This window comes from Burkholderia sp. Bp9143 (assembly GCF_003853645.1).
Lineage (GTDB): Bacteria > Pseudomonadota > Gammaproteobacteria > Burkholderiales > Burkholderiaceae > Burkholderia.
Map to the genome: position 1 here is coordinate 40,956 of NZ_QTPO01000010.1, position 16,949 is coordinate 57,904.

Genomic DNA, 16,949 nt, shown 5'->3' on the forward strand with positions numbered 1-16,949 from the left:
CGCACGCGGGGCGCTGAACGGTCGTGCGCGGTGCGGAAATGCCGTTCAGCCCAGATTCAGGATCTCGCGAGCCTGGGCCGCGGTCGCGACGGGGCGACCATAAGCCTCGCAAAGCTCGGCAACCTGGCGCACGAGCGCGGCATTGGATGGGGCGAGCGTATTCTTGTCCATGCGCACGTTGTCCTCGAGCCCGGTGCGGCAGTGCCCCCCGAGTTCGAGAGACCAGCGAGCCATCGTCAGTTGATGGCGACCGATGCCGGCGCCGGTCCAGGTCGCATCGGGCGAAAGGCGCTCGAGGGTACGGACGTAGAATTCGAGCACTTCGCGATCGACGGGCATTGCGTTCTTGATGCCCATGACAAACTGAATGTGCAGCGGACCGACGATCGCGCCCGCCGCCTGCATGGCTGCGGCCTGGAAAATCATCGACAGGTCGAAGGCCTCGACTTCGGGCTTGATGCCGTAGGCTTTCATTTCGGCGGCCAGCCAGTCGACCAGGTCCGGCGGATTGTCATAGACCCGGGTCGGAAAATTGACCGAGCCGGTTGCCAGGGATGCCATGTCAGGCCGCAGGGATAACATGGCACCTCGCTCATTGCCGGCCCCGGAGCGACCACCGGTAGACACCTGGGTGATCATGCCGGGCGCGTGCTTCCGGATGCCTTCCAGCACCAGGGCGAAACGATCCGGATTTGACGTGGGCGTTTCGTCATCGTTGCGTACGTGGAGATGAACCAGGCTCGCCCCGGCTTCGAATGCCGCCTGGGTCGACTCCACCTGCTCGTTCACCGTGATCGGCACAGCCGGATTGTCTTTCTTGCGCGGCAGTGATCCCGTGATCGCAACGGAAATGATGCAAGGCTTGTTCATCGTGATCTCAGTAGATTGGGTAGGGGGACGCGGTGTTTCCTGGTGCATCGTATGGGCGGCCGCCTGCCTTCGTCTAATACCGATTGGGTCTGCAAACGATACGGAGGGGGTATCGATTGCCGTCGACGCCCGCCGAGGGCGATCCGCGGCAAGCCCGTCGGCGAGGAGGCCTGATGCGCTGCGCTTGCCTCCGTCGGCCTGCAAACCCACTACCGGCACTATTCGCTACGTGAAACGGCCAGCGTCTCGCATGGCGGGGTTCAATGCCGCAGGAAATCGACCACCATCCGGTTGAACGCGTCCGCATGCTCCCACTGCGCCCAGTGTCCGCACCGGTTGAACACGTGCAACTGCGCGTTCTGCATCCCGGCGATCAGCCGCAGCCCGATATCCATCGGCACGAAGCGATCGTCGCGCCCCCAGATGACGAGCGTCGGCGCCGCGATTTCGCCCAGCCGCGGACCATAGTCGGTGAACTGCTTTGGATTCGCCGCGAGGCTCTTCACGAAGTTCTCGAGGTGATCGCGCCGCGCGAGCATGTTGTCGAGGCGCGCCTTCATCAGCTCGTCGGTGAGCGCGCTCGCATCGTAGACGAACACGTTCATCATCCGCTTCAGGTTCTCGATCGTCGGTTCCCGATACAGGCCTTGCAACAGCTTGATGCCCTCGGTCGGCATCGGCGCGAAGTTGCTCGGCCCGCCCGTGCCGCCGCCCATCAGTACCAGCTTGCCGACACGTTCCGGATTGCCGAGCGCGAATGCAACCGCGCCATGCCCACCCATCGAATTGCCGAGAATATGCACACGCTCGATATCGAGCACGTCGAGCAGCGCTTTCAGCACGCGGCCGTTGAGTTCCGAGCGCGACGACGCACAGACGACCGGATCGCTCTTGCTCCAGCCCGGGCAGTCCATCAGGATCACGCGATAGCCGGCCGCGACCAGCGGCTCGACGTTACGGTTGAAGTTCGCCCAGCCGCTCGCGCCGGGGCCCGAACCGTGCAGCATCACGACCGTCTCGCCGGTCGGGCCGGCGCCCGTGTCGTTATAGTGAATCCGCAGTTCGAGGTCGCCGTCCTTCACGCGTGCAAACTGGCTCGTCGACGCTTCCGTGATCGGTGATGTCGTCGCAGTCATGATGATGTCCTTTCCGAAAAAATGAATGATCTCGATCGCGGGCCGCGCTCGCGCGGCCCGCCCGAATCGCTACACGCGCTGCGGCTCGCCCGTGCGCTGCTGCGCGAACGCGCCCACCACCGTCAATGCCGCCACTGCGGCGATCACGATCAGCGGGATGCTCGCCGACACCAGCATCGACGGGCTCTGACCGAGCGCGAACAACTGCCCTGCCACCAGCGGCCCGAGAATCGAACCGAGCCGCCCCACCGCGACGGCCGCACCCACGCCCGTGCCGCGCACTTCGGTCGGATACGCATGGCCGGCCAGCGCATACAGCACCGACTGGCCGCCGACGAGGAACAGCCCGCACAGCAAACCGCCCGTCGCCATCGACGTCGCGCCACCCGCGCTCGCCAGCGTGGTCAACGCGACGGCGACGCCGACATACATGCCGATCACCGTGCCGCGCCGTCCGAAGCGGTCCATCAGCGTCGCGATCGCGACGGCCCCGATGCCACCGCCGATGTTGAACATCATCAGCACGACGTTGGCCTGCACGCGTGTCAGTCCGCGCGACAGCACCATCGACGGCAGCCAGTTCATCAGGAAATACAGCACGACCAGCGTGCCGAGATAGCTGATCCACAGCGCGATGGTCGTACGCGCGCGGCCGTGTCGCCACAGCGCGTCACTCACGCCGGGCAGGCCGGCGACATGGCCAGCCACGGTCGACCGGGTCGCCACGAACTGCCGCGACTCGTGCAGGAACATCCCGAGCAGCGGCACCATGACGAGCGGTCCGAATCCGCCGACGTAAAACACGTGACGCCAATTCGCATCGCCTGCGCTCGCGATGCCGATCACCGCGGCGATCGCCGCGCCGAACGGCATCCCGCAGTACATCGCGCCGACCGCCGTGCCGCGCTGCCGCGGGCCCGCCGCTTCCGAGCACAGCGCGATCAGGTTCGGCATCGCGGCGCCGAGCCCGCAGCCCGTCATCAACCGCGCGATGAGCAGGCTCTCGAAGCTCCAGACCTGCGTCGTCGCGAGCGAGAACAGGCCGAACATCGCGACCGACCACATCAGCACGCGCTTGCGACCGAACCGGTCGGCCAGCCGGCCGCCGAGCGCGGCGCCCGGCAGCAGGCCGAGCGCGCCCGCGCTGAACGCCCAGCCCATCTGCGCGACGGCGAGCGAAAACTCCTTCGCCATGCGCGGGCCGGCCACCCCCGCCGATTGCAGATCCAGCCCTTCGAGCAACGCAATCGCGAGGCACAACATGATCGTCGCGTGTCCCGTGCGTCCATTTCGCGCGGTATCGCCTTCCTTTCGTGACGTATTCATCCAAAGTCTCCAATGATTGATATGCAGACCGCTCTTGCCGGCGGCTGTCATGTATCGGACCGCGACGTGCGCGGTCCTGCCGTCCGTTCCTATGCGGCCTCGCCACGCTTCTTCAGATCGAGCGCGACGTCGACGATCATGTCTTCCTGGCCGCCCACCATCCGGCGCTTGCCCAGTTCGACGAGGATGTCCACGGTCCTGATGTCGTACTTCTTCGCGGCCGCTTCCGAGTGACGCAGGAAGCTCGAATACACGCCCGCATAGCCGAGCGCGAGCGTTTCGCGGTCGACGCGCACCGGACGGTCCTGCAACGGTCGCACGATGTCGTCGGCGGCATCCATGAGCGTGTAGAGATCGGTGCCGTGGTTCCAGCCCATCCGTTCGGCCGCCGCGATGAACACTTCGAGCGGCGCATTGCCGGCGCCCGCGCCCATTCCAGCGAGCGACGCATCGATCCGGTCGCAGCCTTCCTCCACCGCGACGATCGAGTTCGCGACGCCGAGCGACAGGTTGTGGTGCGCGTGCATGCCGGTTTCCGTTTCGGGCTTCAGCACCGCCTTCACCGCACGGAACCGGTCGCGCACGTCCGACATCGTCAGCGCGCCGCCGGAATCGACGACGTAGATGCAGGTCGCGCCATAGCTTTCCATCTTCTTCGCCTCGGCGGCCAGCTTCTCCGGCGTCGTCATGTGGCTCATCATCAGGAAGCCGACCGTGTCCATGCCGAGTTCGCGCGCATATTCGATGTGCTGCTTCGAGATATCCGCCTCGGTGCAGTGCGTCGCGACACGCACGATGCGCGCGCCGGCGTCGTACGCGGCCTTCAGGTCGTGAATCGTGCCGATGCCCGGCAAAAGCAGTGTCGCGATCCTCGCGTGTTCGACAACGTCCGCGACCGCCTCGATCCATTCGAGATCGCTATGCGCACCGAAGCCGTAGTTGAAGCTCGACCCTTGCAGGCCGTCGCCATGCGCGACCTCGATGCTGTCCACCTTGGCGCGATCCAGCGCACGTGCGATGTCCTGCACGTTCGCGATCGAATACTGGTGTCGAATGGCGTGACTGCCGTCGCGCAGCGTCACGTCGGAGATATACAGTTTCTTGCTCATCGCCGTTTGCTCCTTACGCGCTCACGCGCGCCTGCGCCATGCGTTCGGCGGTCGCGAGCGCGGCGGAAGTCATGATGTCGAGATTGCCCGCGTAGGCAGGCAGATAGTGCGCGGCGCCCTCCACTTCGACGAACACCGACGTTTTCAGGCCGCTGAACGTTCCCAGGCCCGGAATACGGATCGGCGCGTTCGCCGGAATCTCGTCGAACTGCACCTTCTGCTTGAGCCGATAGCCAGGCACGTACGCGTGCACCTTCGCGACGGTGTCCTCGATCGACGCCTCGATCTCCGCGCGAGACGCGAGATCGGACAGCGTATAGACCGTGTCGCGCATCATCAGCGGCGGCTCGGCCGGGTTCAGCACGATGATCGCCTTGCCCTTCGCGGCGCCGCCGACCACCTCGATCGCCTTCGACGTCGTTTCGGTGAATTCATCGATGTTCGCGCGCGTACCGGGGCCCGCCGACTTGCTGCTGATCGACGCGACAATCTCCGCGTAGTGCACCTTCGCGACGCGCGACACAGCCGCGACGATCGGAATCGTCGCCTGGCCACCGCACGTGACCATGTTCACATTCGGCGCGTCGATGTGCGCGTCGAGGTTGACGACCGGCACGCAGTACGGGCCGATCGCGGCGGGTGTCAGATCGATCATGCGAATCGACGGCTTGAGCGTGCGCAGCAGCGCTTCATTGCGAACGTGCGCGCCGGCGGACGTCGCGTCGAACACGAAATCGATCTGGTCGAATACCGGAAGACGCGTGAGCCCTTCGACGCCTTCATGCGTGGTCGCGACACCCAGCCGCGCGGCGCGCGCGAGACCGTCCGAGTTCGCGTCGATACCGACCATCGCCACCATTTCCAGATGCCTGCCGTGACGGAGGATCTTGATCATCAGGTCCGTGCCGATGTTGCCGGAGCCGATGATCGCAGCCTTGAGTTTTTCGGAAGCCATGCGAGTTCCTGAGTTAAGCCGTGAAAGTTGCCCGGACGCTGCCGAGCCCGTCGATCTGCGCGACATAGGTGCCGGCCTCGCGGACGGCGACCATCGGACCGAGCGCGCCGGTCAGCACCACGTCGCCGGCGCGCAGCGGCGTGCCGAGTTGCACCATCCGGTCGGCCAGCCACACGGCAGCGTTGAGCGGATTGCCGAGGCAGGCGGCGCCGCTGCCCTTCGACAGCACTTCGCCATCGCGGGCAAGTGTCATCGCGCAGCCCGTCAGATCAAGCCGCGAAAGTGGCACCGGACGGCTGCCAACCACGAAGCGCGCGCTCGATGCGTTGTCGGCGACCGTGTCGACGAAGCGGATGTCCCAATCGCGGATGCGGCTGTCCACCACCTCGATCGCGGCGAGCGCATACGCGCTCGCGCGCAGGATGTCGACGAACGTGTGCCTGTCTTGCGTGAGGTCGTGATCGAGCACGAGTGCGATCTCCGCTTCGACCTTGGGCTGGATCAGCTGCGCGAGCGAAATCGGCGCGCCGTCGCCGCAAGCCATGCTCGCGAACAACGCGCCGAAATCGGGCTGGTCGACGCCCAGCTGTGTCTGCACCGCGAGCGACGTCAGGCCGATCTTGCGGCCGACGATGCGCTCGCCGTTAGCGACGCGCCGGTCGACGTTGGCCTGCTGCACCGCGTAGGCCATCGTCATCGCGTCGAGCGGGATGCCGCCCGCGGCGGCTTCGCCGCGCAGCGGCGCGATCGTGCTGCGCGACGCCTCGGCCTCGCGCAGTCGCGCGGCCAGTGTCGTCACAAGGTTCGAATCGGACATCGAGGTCTCCTGGAGTTCGGTCACGCCGCCGCCGCGACGGCGGTCGACGACGTGGCGTGCATGGTGGCGAAACCCGCGATCCACTCGGGAATCGCGCGGTAGTAGTCGAGTGACGCGTGATACGGGCCATACGCGGCGAGCGCGGCGAATGCGGCGACCCACGTGCGGATCTCGTGCGCGGACTTGCCGCCGTCGCGCGTGATCGCGTCATTGGTCACGCCATCCAGCGCTGTCAGTTCGCCGGATGCGAGTCTGGCGAGAAACGCGCGATCCCATTCGGGATTCAGCGGATGCAGCGGACTGTCGCCGGCGGCAAACGAACGGGCGGCGGCCACGGTACGCGCCTGGCGCGCCGCGCGCGATTCGGCCGACGGATTGCGCCCGGCGATCAGCCGCTCCGCCACGTCGGCCGGCGCACCGATCAGTTCCGGTACAGGCGGCTCGTGCGAGATGCCGCCCGAGCCGACCACCAGCACGCGGCGGTCGGTACGCGCGAGATGGCGGCCGATCGCGTCGCCCAGCAAACGCGCGCGGCGCAGCGGCGCCATCGGTGGCGCGACGGAGTTGATGAACACCGGGATCACCGGATGGCGATCGAGACCGCCCGTCAGCACTTCAAGCGCCTGCGCGCAGCCGTGGTCGACCTGCATCCGGTACGACAGCGCGACATCGACGTCGGCGGCCAGCACGCTTTCCGCCAGCCCGTGCGCGAGATCGCCCGGCACCGGCAGCGTGCCGGCCAGGCTCTTGAAATCACCGATCGCGTCGGCTCGTGCGCCGATGCAGAACGGCGGCATCATGTCGTAGAAGAATCCGTTGAAATGATCGGGGGCGAAAACGACGATCAGGTCAGGCCGGAAACGCTCGACACGTTCGCGCGCGGCTCGGCCGATGCGCTCGACTTCCGCAACCACGTCGGGCGCCGGATCGAAGTAACCGTGCAGCGGCGTATGGGAAAGACATTCGAGATGAATCGGCATGCTCATGCTCCTGCCATGTGTGTGAGGACATCGCGATCGCACACCGGGCTCTGCGAAGATGGCGAAACGTCGCCGTGTTCGTGCCGCGCGCCTCCCGTCATGCCGAGCTTTTCCGCGAGCGCGACAATGGCCGAGGACACCTGCTGTGGTGCGCATACGCCCGCAACGAAACGATCGGGACGCAGCAGCACGACCGACTCCGGCAGACGGCTGAACCAGTCCTTCAACCGGCCCGTCTCGTCACCGATCGCGAGCACGTCCGAGGGCACGTCGTCGGCGTAAGCGAGCTGGGCGTCCGGCTTCGCGATCACGAAGCGGCCACCGATCCGCGCCCACAACGCACGCGCCTGCGGCGTCATGCCGAAGGTCGGATCCGCGCCCCAACCCAGCAGGACGAAACCGGTGCCGATCGCGTCGTCGAGCAGCACGGTGCGTCCCTCGGCCAGCCGCACGCGCGGCTGGATGAACATGCGCCCGACCGGCGACGCGGCAAACGGATCGCGACCGTACGCGAGCCGGCCGATCAAGGAATCGCGCTTTTCGCTCATCAGGCCGAGCAGCCGGCCCGGCGCGGAATTGCCCGATCGTTCGAGCACGCGTGCAAGCCAGCCGCGCCTGGGTGCGTGCGTGGGCAGCAGTACCGCGCCCGCCTCGTAACGCGGCATCGGCTTGAAGCGCATTTCGACGAAGTAGCGCTTCACCGCCGGAAACAGGTTCAGCGCACGCACGAACGTGTCGCGAAAGCGCGCGCCGAAACGTGTCGTCGGCGCGAAAATATCGCCCGCCACTTCGGACAGATGGATCATCGAACGCGCATGCGCGCGGCGCTCGACGGTATAGGTTTCGAGCAGGCGGCTGTCCGCGAGCCCCCGTGCGACCATCGCGAGCTTCCAGCCGAGATTGTTCGCGTCGCGGATTCCGCTGTTGTAACCCTGCCCCTGCCACACCGGCATGATGTGCGCGGCGTCGCCCGCGAGCAGGATGCGGCCCACGTGAAACGTCGACGCGAGACGCGCATTGTGCGTATAGACGCGCTTGCGGATGTAGTCGACCGCATCCGGATCCGCGACCACCTTGCGGATCAGCGCAGCCATGCTTTCGGGTTTCGACAGTTCTTCCTCGGTCTCGCCCGGCATCACCATGAACTCGAAGCGGCGAATGCCGTGCGGCAGCGCCGCCGACACGTACGGCCGTTCGTGATCGCAATGCAGATAGATGTGCGGCGAGCCGATCGGGTCGTTGCGCACGTCCACGACGATCCACTGGTTCGGCTTCGTGCGCCCTTCGAACGACACGTTCAGCACGCGGCGCACGAAACTGTTGCCGCCGTCCGCGCCGACCATGTACGCTGCGCGCACGGTCCGGCGTTCGCCATCCGCATCGTCCACGTCGATGCTGACGCCGCCGGCGTCCTGCGTGAACGATGCAACGCTGTGTCCGAACAGCACCTGGACATGCGGGAAACGCGCGAGGCCTTCGTGGAGCACACGATCCGCGAGCGGCTGGATGAACGCGTTGCGGCGCGGCCAGCCGAATTCGTCGGTGCGCGGCTCGATCGATGCGAAGCAGTGACCGTCCTTCGTCACGAAACGCATCCAGTGATCGGGCGTCGTGTGCGGCACGAGTTCGTCGGCCAGGCCGATCGACTGGAAGACGCGCAATGCTTCGTCATCCAGACCAATGGCGCGCGGATAATCGATGATCCGTTCGAGCTTCTCGATCAGCGTGACACGCACGCCCTGAAGGCCCAGAATGTTGGCGATCATCAAGCCGACCGGGCCTGCGCCGATGATCGCGACGTCGGTGGAAAGCGGGTCGTGCCGGTCGCGATGCGTGGCTGGACTGGATGAGGGGTTCATGTGTCTCCTTCCTCGCGCGACTCGGTGGTCGCTGCGTATGCCGATGGATTCCGGCCGGGACACTTCGCGGGTTCCGTGTCGCGTCGTGTGGCGGCGGGATGAAGGCAAGTCTAGGGAGCGACAGACACGCGCTCAACAATTTCAACCAAATGTGCAAGGAATGCACATCGTTGATTTTTAATACATTTTTTGATGAGCAAGTACGCAAATGTCCGAGGGCTGTCGCGCGGCCTGCAGGTGCTGCAGGCCCTCAATGCGCTGGAAAACGGTCGCGCGACGAGCCAGCAGTTGAGCGAAGTCACGGGGCTGCACCGCACGACCGTGCGGCGGTTGCTGGAAACGCTGGTGGAAGGCGGATTCGTGCGACGCAGCGAGTCGGACGACACGTTTCGTCTGACGTTGCGCGTGCGCACGCTGAGCGAAGGATTCACCGACGACGAGCACATCGCCACCGTCGCGCCACCGATCATGGCGCGGCTGCTGCAACGAATCGTGTGGCCATCCGACCTGACGACACCCGACGGCGATTCGATGATCATTCGCGAGACGACGCATCGCTTCAGCCCGCTGTCGTTTCATCGTTCGATGGTCGGGCGCCGGCTGCCGATGCTGCTGACCGCATCGGGGCGCATTTACTTCGCGTCGTGCCAGGATGCGGAGCGCGAAGACATTCTCGATCTGTTGCGCGCCGGCGCCGGTGGCGAACAACAGCAGCGGCTCGCATCGGACAGCGCGTTCATCCGCAACCTGGTGCGGCAAACGCGCGCCGACGGCTTCGGTTCGAATCATGGCGACTGGGCCGACCAGCGCAAGATCGGCTCCATCGCGGTGGCGATCCGTGCGCACGATCGCGTGATCGCGGCACTGAACGTCATCTACCTCGAACAGGCGATCAATCCGGCGGAGGCCGTGCGCCGCTTCCTGCCGGAGTTGCAGCATGCGGCTCAGGAATTGGTGAGCGCACTCGAGGCGTCGAGCGATGAGCGATCGGTTTAAAGATCATGCCGTGGACCGATCACCCTTTCATACGACGGGCATCCGCTGGCCGAAGGTCCGTCGATTCGGCCTCTGACGGACGGTTCGGCACGCGTGGTGGATGGGGGCGTTCGCGTTGCACGCCGACACATCGATCGATTCGACAGCAACCCGAGAAATCGAGACAACGCCCCCATTGCCTACCGGAGTGAGTCCTGTCGTGCGACAAGCGGCCTCAGGTTTTCGTCACCTGGGTTTTCGCGAGATAGGTGTACGGCCCATTCGGACTCTTTTCGGCAATGTATGCGGCACACCACCCGGCCCCCCACAGCTGCTTCGTATTGAAGTTGTTGTTGTTTTCGTTGTCCCAGCTCCAGGCCTTCGCCTCGGTCGGATTGGATGGAAAGCTTCCCGGATACAGGCAGACTCGCCCTTGCTGCGCTCGGAACGGCGCATTCGTGGACCACTTGATCCAGCAGGTTCCCTGGTATTCATACAACGACAGTTCCCAGGTGTACGTACCGACACCGGTCACCGGCGCCACTTCCGCTTGGACGTTGCTCATGAATATTCCCCATAGATTCCGTATTGCATGACCGATCGAACATGGTCACCGTTTTTTAAAGTGGTTCCTGGACTCCACTCGAAGATCGACGAGATGCGCGCCGGCTCACTCAACTCAACAGCCGCTCGACTTCCTCGATGAGGGCATGACGACGCTGCACGTCGTGTTCGTAGGCACGCTCGGCCGCCGCGATGTCCGCCCCGCAGTGCGGGCACTGAGACTCGTGCTGATGGACGTAGCTGTTGCAGGCGCGGCAGACGACCAGCCTCGGCGGGACTCGCCCGACTTCTGGCGCACGCTTGCCCTTGTGTTTCCACGCGAGTTCGACGGTCTGTCCCGAGCGGGAAATGCTCGAGACGGGTGTGCCGTCCGAAATGCGTTCGGTGACCAGGTCGAAGCGACCCACCGCGAACGACGTTGGCGCCGCATCCTCGATCTTCTCGATGCGCTCGCGCAGCCCCTGCTTCTTCAATTCGAGCACGCGGTAGTGGCAATAAGGATTGTTGCCCGGCTTGCCGAGCAGCGAATGCGAGGTCCACGTACAGCCGCCACGGCACACATCGGCGTAGTAACACGTGCGGCAGAATCCCCACAGGTCGTCCACCGAGCGCAGTCGGCCGAAATGGATCGCCTCGCTCGTGCGCCAGATCTCCTCCAGGGACAGATCCCGAACGTTGCCGCCCGCGAAACCGACCGTCGCGAGCGACGGGCATCCCTTGACGGTGCCGTCCGCCTCGAGCGCAATGACGGTCTGCCCGGCTGCACATCCGGTCCAGTGCACCCGCTCGTCCCCGAAGCCGCGCCACAGATGCTCGTGCGGTCCGAAGTAGCCGATGTTGTTGCCGACGTTCATCAGCAGGCCGCGATCGAGCCCCCGCTTGTAGAGATCGGCGAGCAGCGGCATCAGCGCCTCGAGCTGGTACGGCTGCAGGAGCAATTCGTCGTGATCGACCGCGTTGCCCATCGCGACCGTCAACTGAATCTGCCAGTGGGTCGCCCCGATCTCGATGATCGTATCCATCAACGCCGGGAGATCGTGCATCGTTGCCGAACCGATCTGCGTGTTCACACTGACGGCGAGACCGTGCGCACGCGCACGCTTCAGGGTATCCACGGCCCGGTCGAACGATCCCGGGACATTGCGCAACTTGTCGTGCAGCGGCGCCAGGCCGTCCAGCGATACCCCCAGTCCGTTGAGGCCCGCTTCGACCGCCTGCGCGAGCCGGGCAGGTGTCAGGTTGCGGCCACCTGTCTGCACCGCGCAGTACATCCCGTGCGAGCGGATTGCCTTGATGAGTTGCGCCCAGTCCTTGCGCAGATAAGCCTCACCGCCGATCATCGACACTTCTCGCGTACCGAGCCTGGCCAGCGCATCGATCACTTCGAGACACTCGCCGGTCGACAGTTCGTTGGTGCGTCGGTGGCCCGCCCGCGATCCGCAATGCAGGCACTTCAGGTCGCAAGCCAGCGTGATTTCCCACACGACGTGAACCGGGACGAACCGTTCGTAGTCCTGTTCGCTCAGGAAGCGAACCGGGCGCACTTGATTCTCGTCCATTTCGATATCCTCGAGTATCGTCCATCCCGCACCGGCCACTCATCGACCGGTCGGCGGCGGCCGCCGCGCACCGCGGCAGGCACCGCCGCCTCGCGCGTGCTCAGCGCCCGGCTTCCAGCCGGGCAATCTCGGCGTTCAGGCCGGCAAGGGCTTGCTCGATACGGCCTGCATCGGCGAGCTGTTGTTCGGCCTGGCGGGCGAGCGCCTTCATTCGGCCGAGATCGCCCGATTGCCTCGCCTGCTGCAGGCCGACGCCATACAGCGGCGTGACCGGATGCCGGGGTTCGAACGGTTGCAGCGCGCCGGTCACCGTCATGATCGCGTGCTCCACGGCATGCCAGCGCTCCCCTTCGAAGAACCGGTAGCTGGCCACCCCCGACTTCCAGTCCGCTTCGACGATCCCCTGCAGCCGGAACGTTTCGGCCAGACCGCTGGTCGGCCCGGACGGGTTGCCCTGCAGGCTGAGGACGAGTTGCGTCTTGCCGCCGGGCGTCAGCACGATCGGGCTGAATTGGCCCCATACCTGCGCACTGAATTCGAGCGGTGGCCAGGTCGTCTGGGTGATGCGCGCCACGCCGCTGACCTTCTTGGCCGGCGAGTTGACCAGTAGCGCCAGCGTGAGGACAGGTGCGCCGATAGCCGGCGTTGCGACGCGGAAATTCACGGGAAAAAGAGCGGCGGACATAGGATGGCTCCTGTAGCGAATAGGGATCGGGGCAACCGGGCCGGTTTCAGTTCCCGGCTTCCAGGCGCGCGATTTCGGTCTTCAGCGCAGCCAGCGCGGCCGCGATTTCGTCACGGCTTTGCAACTGGTGCTTCGCCGCGGCCGCGACCGTCTTCATGTGCGCGAGATCGCCGGAGGCCGCCGCTTGCTGAATGGGCGCACCGTACAAAGGCCGCGGCCCGCCATGCGGCTCGACGATCACCGGGCCGGGCTCGAGCGGTACGAATTCCCGATCGATCCTTGCCGGCACGTTCTCGACGGCGCGCCAGCTGCCGTTGTCGAAAAAGCTGTACGACGCGACGCCGCTTTGCCAGTCGCTTTCCAGCACGAGATGAAGTCGGAACGTCACGATCGAATTCGAGCCCGGGCCGCCGTCGTTGCCCTGCAGCGTCACCAGGATGCGCGTGTTGACCGGCGGCATCAGTGCCATATAGGTGTAGTTGCCCCAGACGTCGGCATGGAAATCGACCGGCGGATTCACTGCCTGCCCGATCGTTGCGGTGCCGACCACACTGCCCTCGGGCGTATCAACGAGCAATGCGAGCCTGAGCGCCGGTGCGCCCGGCATGCCCGTGCCGATGAGGTAGCCCGCCGGGAAAAGCCCGATACGTGTGTTTTCTGACATTTGGTCCTCCTGCGTGGTAAACGAAATGGCGATGCGTGCGACGGCAGCTCAGGCCCGCTCGCGCCTCACGATTTCCTGCTTGAGCCTGCCGACCGCGGCAGCAAGGTCCTCGTGCTGCTTCAGAACCTCTTCGGCCTGGCTGAGCAACGCCTTCATCCTTGACACATCGCCTTCCGATATGGCCTGGTGGATCGCTACGCCGTAAGGCGGAATGACATGGCCGGTTTCCCTGTTCATAACGTTCTCGCTAAAAAGGTCGTCGTGCCGATTCGCGGAATCTCCGCGAGCACGAGATCAAGCAACCGATGTGCCAGTCGTGAATCGACAGGCCTGTATCCGTGCGCGGTGCCGCCGCCCGACAACCGGAGGACGAATTCGTCCGGCCGTTTGCTGCGCGATGGACGAATGTGTCCATGTGCAGCGCGATCGCCCGATCTCCCGGATGCAAGCGCGCGAGGTCCGGTGCCGGGGACGCGTACGGGCGTGCCATGTCGGAAAAGGCTCGGCGCGCGTCGACAAGGCGCCAGCCTTCGCCGCTCGCCACGGTTTCGGGATGAAGGGGGCACGCGCGCAAGCCGCCGAGCCGCGCGCTCAGGACATCGCGTTGACGCGATCGCTACAGCAGGCGTGGATCCTGGAGCGGCATGGAGGGTGGGCGTGCGGCGACGGGCACGAGCAACGGCCGGTCGATCGCTTCGATGATCGACGCCGGACGGGCGGGCTGTCGCGACAGATCCGCGAGATGTCCCATCGCGGCAAGGCGAGCGGGCACCGAGCCCAGCGCCAACGCCGTCGAGATCGCGATGCGCAACCCTTGCTCGGCACCCGCCGTATCGCCCAGCATCGATTGCGCACGCGCCTTGACGATCAACAGCTCACCGAGATACGCACGCTCCTGCCTGCGGATCACCTTGTCGAGCGCGTCGGAAACGAGCACTTCGCATTGCCGCGCGCGCCCCGTGCTCAACAGTATCTCGCCATGCTTCCAGACCTTGATCGAATGGAACAGCGCACCGCCCTGCCTTTCGATTTGGTTTTCATAGCCGTCCAGCAGCATCGCCTCGGCGTCGCCGAACTCGCCGATCGCACTCAGATAGCATGCCCTGAAAATCCGCAGCGCACCGCCCGCACAGGCCGGTGCGCCGGTCGCCGGTATTGCGTCGAGCGCACGGGTCAGGCTCCCGAGCCGCTCGACGTCGTTGAAGAGCATCGCAAGCCACGCGGCGCCTTGCAGGTCGAGCGCGCGACCGAGCCAATCTGGCGGATCGAGTTCCGCTCGCTCGGTCAAGCGGTCCATGGCCTCGCGTGCGTGGTCGAGTGCGCCAGTCTGGTAAGCGGCGAGACCCTCGAACGTCAATGCGAGTCCCGCGATATCGGTGCCCGACACGCCGAGCCGCCGATCGGCGCGGCCGATGCCGGTCAGCCCGCCACGGGAAAGCAACGCCAGCGCTTCCTCACTGTCGCCGAGCCAGAACAGCGTGTTGGCCAGCGCGACGTGCGCGTCGTCGAGCATCGCGCGATCGTCCATCGCGTGCGCGCGGTGCAGCAGTTCCTGCGCGGTGGCACGTGCCCGTGTGAGTTGCAGCGTCACCAGTTGCGTCATCCAGATGCCGAACTGCACCGTGGCGAGTTCGCGCGCGTCGCATACGCCGTCGCCGATCGACCATGCAGCCTCGTAACAAGCCGTCGCTTCGGGAAACTGCCAGCCATGGATGCCTCGCAGCACAACGGCAAGCAGGCGATAGGCACCGAACTGCAAGCGGCGGCTCTCCTCGGTCGGACTGGCCTTTTGCAGGAGCGCGAGGCAGCGGTGCAGCAGCGCGACGGATTCGCGATACTGAAGGGCGCCGGCCAGCGCTTCCGCACGCTCCAGGCACTGTCGAGCCTCCCCGTGTTGCACTTCGCGCGCCTTGAGCCGGCGCTCGACGACCTTGCGGCCGACACCGAGCAACGCGGCCGCGGCGCTCTTGTTATACGAAGTCCTCTCGAGCGCACGGTCGATGAGCAGGCGCTCGGCCGCGGCCAGCTTGTCGCTGCCGCCGAACTCGAGCAGGCGGTCCGCGAGAAGCGCGCATGCCGTCGCGTCGGGCGTGTCCGTGGCCAGAAACGGCGCGAGCGTGTCGGCGTCGATCCGCGCATGCTCCGCGAACACGCTGAGCTGGCTCACGAGATTGCGCAACTGCCGAACGTTGCCCGGCCACGGATGCTCGCACATCCGCTTGATCGCCGCCGGCGTGAACGCGATCGCGCGCGTTTGCTGGGCCGCAAAATGGGCGGCCAGCAGCGGGATGTCCTCGCTTCGTTGCGCGAGCCCAGGCACATTGAGAATGAAAACCGCAAGCCGGTAGAACAAGTCTTCCCTGAACCGGCCAACGCGCGCTTCTTCCAGCAGGTTTCGATGGGTGGCCGCAACGATGCGTCCGGCAAAGCGCCGGCTTGCCGATGCGCCGATCGGCCGGAACGTGCGCGTTTCGAGCACGCGCAGCAGTTTCGGCTGGAGCGCAAGCGGCAGTTCGCCGATCTCGTCGAGAAAAAGCGTGCCGGCCCCGACCTGGTCGAACAGGCCGCGGTGGTCTTCCACAGCGCCCGTAAAGGCGCCGCGGACATGACCGAAGAACTCCGCTTCGATCAGATCATGGGGAATGGCGCCGCAATTCACGTCGATGAACGGCATGTCGCGCCGCGGGCCGTTTGCGTGAAGGCGCCGCGCCACCAATTCCTTTCCGGAGCCGGTGGGTCCGACAATCAGTAGCGTATGGTCGGTCGGCGCCACGCGATCGATCATCCGGACCAGTTGGCGAAATGCTGCCGACACGCCGATCAGCGCATGCGCATCAAGTGCGTCATTGCCTTGCGCGGCCCCGTTCGGTATCCCGTTCATCGCGCGACGCCCGGCAATCGCGATACATGGGCAGGCATGACGATGTCGAGCCGATAAAAGGTGGGCTCAGCGCACGCCGCCGCGTCGAGATCGTGCAATGTGCCCGCGCTGCGGACATCTGTCCCCGGTCTTTGCATGCTCTTTCCTATACGGTTAGGCTCTAGAGCGGTTCTTTTTCAGCTTTCTTGTTTTTTAAAACCAGACACCAACAGCCGTTGCTCAAGACAGTGTAGAGGGATTTATTCGATCGGGAATCTAAATAAATAGGGCTTGATTATTTCTCAACACGATCGAAAGCGGAAATAATCGCCATGTTTGTTCAATAATCGCTGCCTCGCGCACAGTTGCTTGACCCGACAGCGAATGTTCCATCGCATCGATTCCCCGCGGGGAAACGTTATTGATGAATTTCATGCGATAAATCGAAGCCATCCCGTCGTAAACATCGACACGATCTCTTCGCGGAAAGGCAATTCTTCAACATCCTTTCAAAAAGGATACCGTTGACGCCACGAGATTTTCGAACCGACGCATACCATCGGCCCGACATTTATTACAAATCCATTCAA

At 65.0% G+C, this 16,949-nt stretch carries 16 protein-coding genes; 1 reads left to right on the top strand and 15 read right to left on the bottom strand.

Going from position 1 to position 16,949, the window contains the following annotated elements; genetic code table 11:
- Positions 1 to 45: 45 nt before the first annotated feature.
- From DIE23_RS09605 to DIE23_RS09640, 8 genes are all read right to left on the bottom strand, one after another.
- Entirely contained in the window at positions 46 to 870 is an 825-nt protein-coding gene (locus DIE23_RS09605) for a 3-keto-5-aminohexanoate cleavage protein (protein ID WP_124611898.1), read from the bottom strand.
- Between the two features lie 260 nt (positions 871 to 1,130).
- A complete protein-coding gene (locus DIE23_RS09610) occupies positions 1,131 to 2,006 on the bottom strand; it encodes an alpha/beta fold hydrolase (protein WP_124611899.1) in 876 nt (291 codons plus the stop codon).
- A gap of 69 nt (positions 2,007 to 2,075) precedes the next feature.
- Complete coding sequence (gene mhpT / locus DIE23_RS09615) at positions 2,076 to 3,332, bottom strand: 3-(3-hydroxy-phenyl)propionate transporter MhpT (RefSeq protein WP_124611900.1); 1,257 nt, start codon at positions 3,330 to 3,332, stop codon at positions 2,076 to 2,078.
- 89 nt (positions 3,333 to 3,421) lie between these two features.
- Positions 3,422 to 4,441 carry a 4-hydroxy-2-oxovalerate aldolase gene (gene dmpG / locus DIE23_RS09620; RefSeq protein ID WP_124611901.1) on the bottom strand — a complete coding sequence of 340 codons (1,020 nt, stop codon included), beginning with the start codon at positions 4,439 to 4,441 and terminating at the stop codon, positions 3,422 to 3,424.
- A 13-nt stretch (positions 4,442 to 4,454) separates the two neighbouring features.
- On the bottom strand, positions 4,455 to 5,396 hold the full coding sequence (locus tag DIE23_RS09625) for an acetaldehyde dehydrogenase (acetylating) (RefSeq protein ID WP_124611902.1): 942 nt from the start codon (positions 5,394 to 5,396) through the stop codon (positions 4,455 to 4,457).
- Positions 5,397 to 5,409: 13 nt separating this feature from the next.
- The gene (locus DIE23_RS09630; RefSeq protein ID WP_124611903.1) at positions 5,410 to 6,213 is read right to left on the bottom strand and encodes a fumarylacetoacetate hydrolase family protein; all 804 of its coding nucleotides are present in this window, start codon (positions 6,211 to 6,213) and stop codon (positions 5,410 to 5,412) included.
- A gap of 20 nt (positions 6,214 to 6,233) precedes the next feature.
- Positions 6,234 to 7,193, bottom strand: a complete 960-nt coding sequence (locus DIE23_RS09635) for a 3-carboxyethylcatechol 2,3-dioxygenase (protein WP_124611904.1) — start codon at positions 7,191 to 7,193, stop codon at positions 6,234 to 6,236.
- Between the two features lie 2 nt (positions 7,194 to 7,195).
- Complete coding sequence (locus DIE23_RS09640) at positions 7,196 to 9,052, bottom strand: bifunctional 3-(3-hydroxy-phenyl)propionate/3-hydroxycinnamic acid hydroxylase (RefSeq protein WP_124611905.1); 1,857 nt, start codon at positions 9,050 to 9,052, stop codon at positions 7,196 to 7,198.
- 192 nt (positions 9,053 to 9,244) lie between these two features.
- On the opposite strand from DIE23_RS09640, the gene DIE23_RS09645 reads away from it, so the two are divergent.
- Positions 9,245 to 10,048 (top strand): DNA-binding transcriptional regulator, encoded by an 804-nt coding sequence (locus DIE23_RS09645; RefSeq protein ID WP_124611906.1) that lies wholly within the window; start codon positions 9,245 to 9,247, stop codon positions 10,046 to 10,048.
- Between the two features lie 214 nt (positions 10,049 to 10,262).
- Here the strand turns inward: DIE23_RS09645 and DIE23_RS09650 are convergent, their stop codons facing one another.
- From DIE23_RS09650 to DIE23_RS39455, 7 genes are all read right to left on the bottom strand, one after another.
- A complete protein-coding gene (locus tag DIE23_RS09650; protein ID WP_124611907.1) occupies positions 10,263 to 10,592 on the bottom strand; it encodes a hypothetical protein in 330 nt (109 codons plus the stop codon).
- A gap of 109 nt (positions 10,593 to 10,701) precedes the next feature.
- A complete protein-coding gene (locus DIE23_RS09655) occupies positions 10,702 to 12,150 on the bottom strand; it encodes a GDL motif peptide-associated radical SAM/SPASM maturase (protein WP_124611908.1) in 1,449 nt (482 codons plus the stop codon).
- 100 nt (positions 12,151 to 12,250) lie between these two features.
- Positions 12,251 to 12,835 carry a DUF1842 domain-containing protein gene (locus tag DIE23_RS09660; protein ID WP_124611909.1) on the bottom strand — a complete coding sequence of 195 codons (585 nt, stop codon included), beginning with the start codon at positions 12,833 to 12,835 and terminating at the stop codon, positions 12,251 to 12,253.
- A 46-nt stretch (positions 12,836 to 12,881) separates the two neighbouring features.
- Positions 12,882 to 13,499, bottom strand: a complete 618-nt coding sequence (locus DIE23_RS09665) for a DUF1842 domain-containing protein (RefSeq protein WP_124611910.1) — start codon at positions 13,497 to 13,499, stop codon at positions 12,882 to 12,884.
- Between the two features lie 48 nt (positions 13,500 to 13,547).
- The gene (locus tag DIE23_RS09670) at positions 13,548 to 13,736 is read right to left on the bottom strand and encodes a DUF1843 domain-containing protein (protein ID WP_124611911.1); all 189 of its coding nucleotides are present in this window, start codon (positions 13,734 to 13,736) and stop codon (positions 13,548 to 13,550) included.
- A gap of 379 nt (positions 13,737 to 14,115) precedes the next feature.
- Positions 14,116 to 16,380 carry a sigma-54-dependent Fis family transcriptional regulator gene (locus tag DIE23_RS09675; RefSeq protein WP_124611912.1) on the bottom strand — a complete coding sequence of 755 codons (2,265 nt, stop codon included), beginning with the start codon at positions 16,378 to 16,380 and terminating at the stop codon, positions 14,116 to 14,118.
- A 255-nt stretch (positions 16,381 to 16,635) separates the two neighbouring features.
- The gene (locus DIE23_RS39455; protein WP_185646414.1) at positions 16,636 to 16,794 is read right to left on the bottom strand and encodes a hypothetical protein; all 159 of its coding nucleotides are present in this window, start codon (positions 16,792 to 16,794) and stop codon (positions 16,636 to 16,638) included.
- Positions 16,795 to 16,949: the final 155 nt, after the last annotated feature.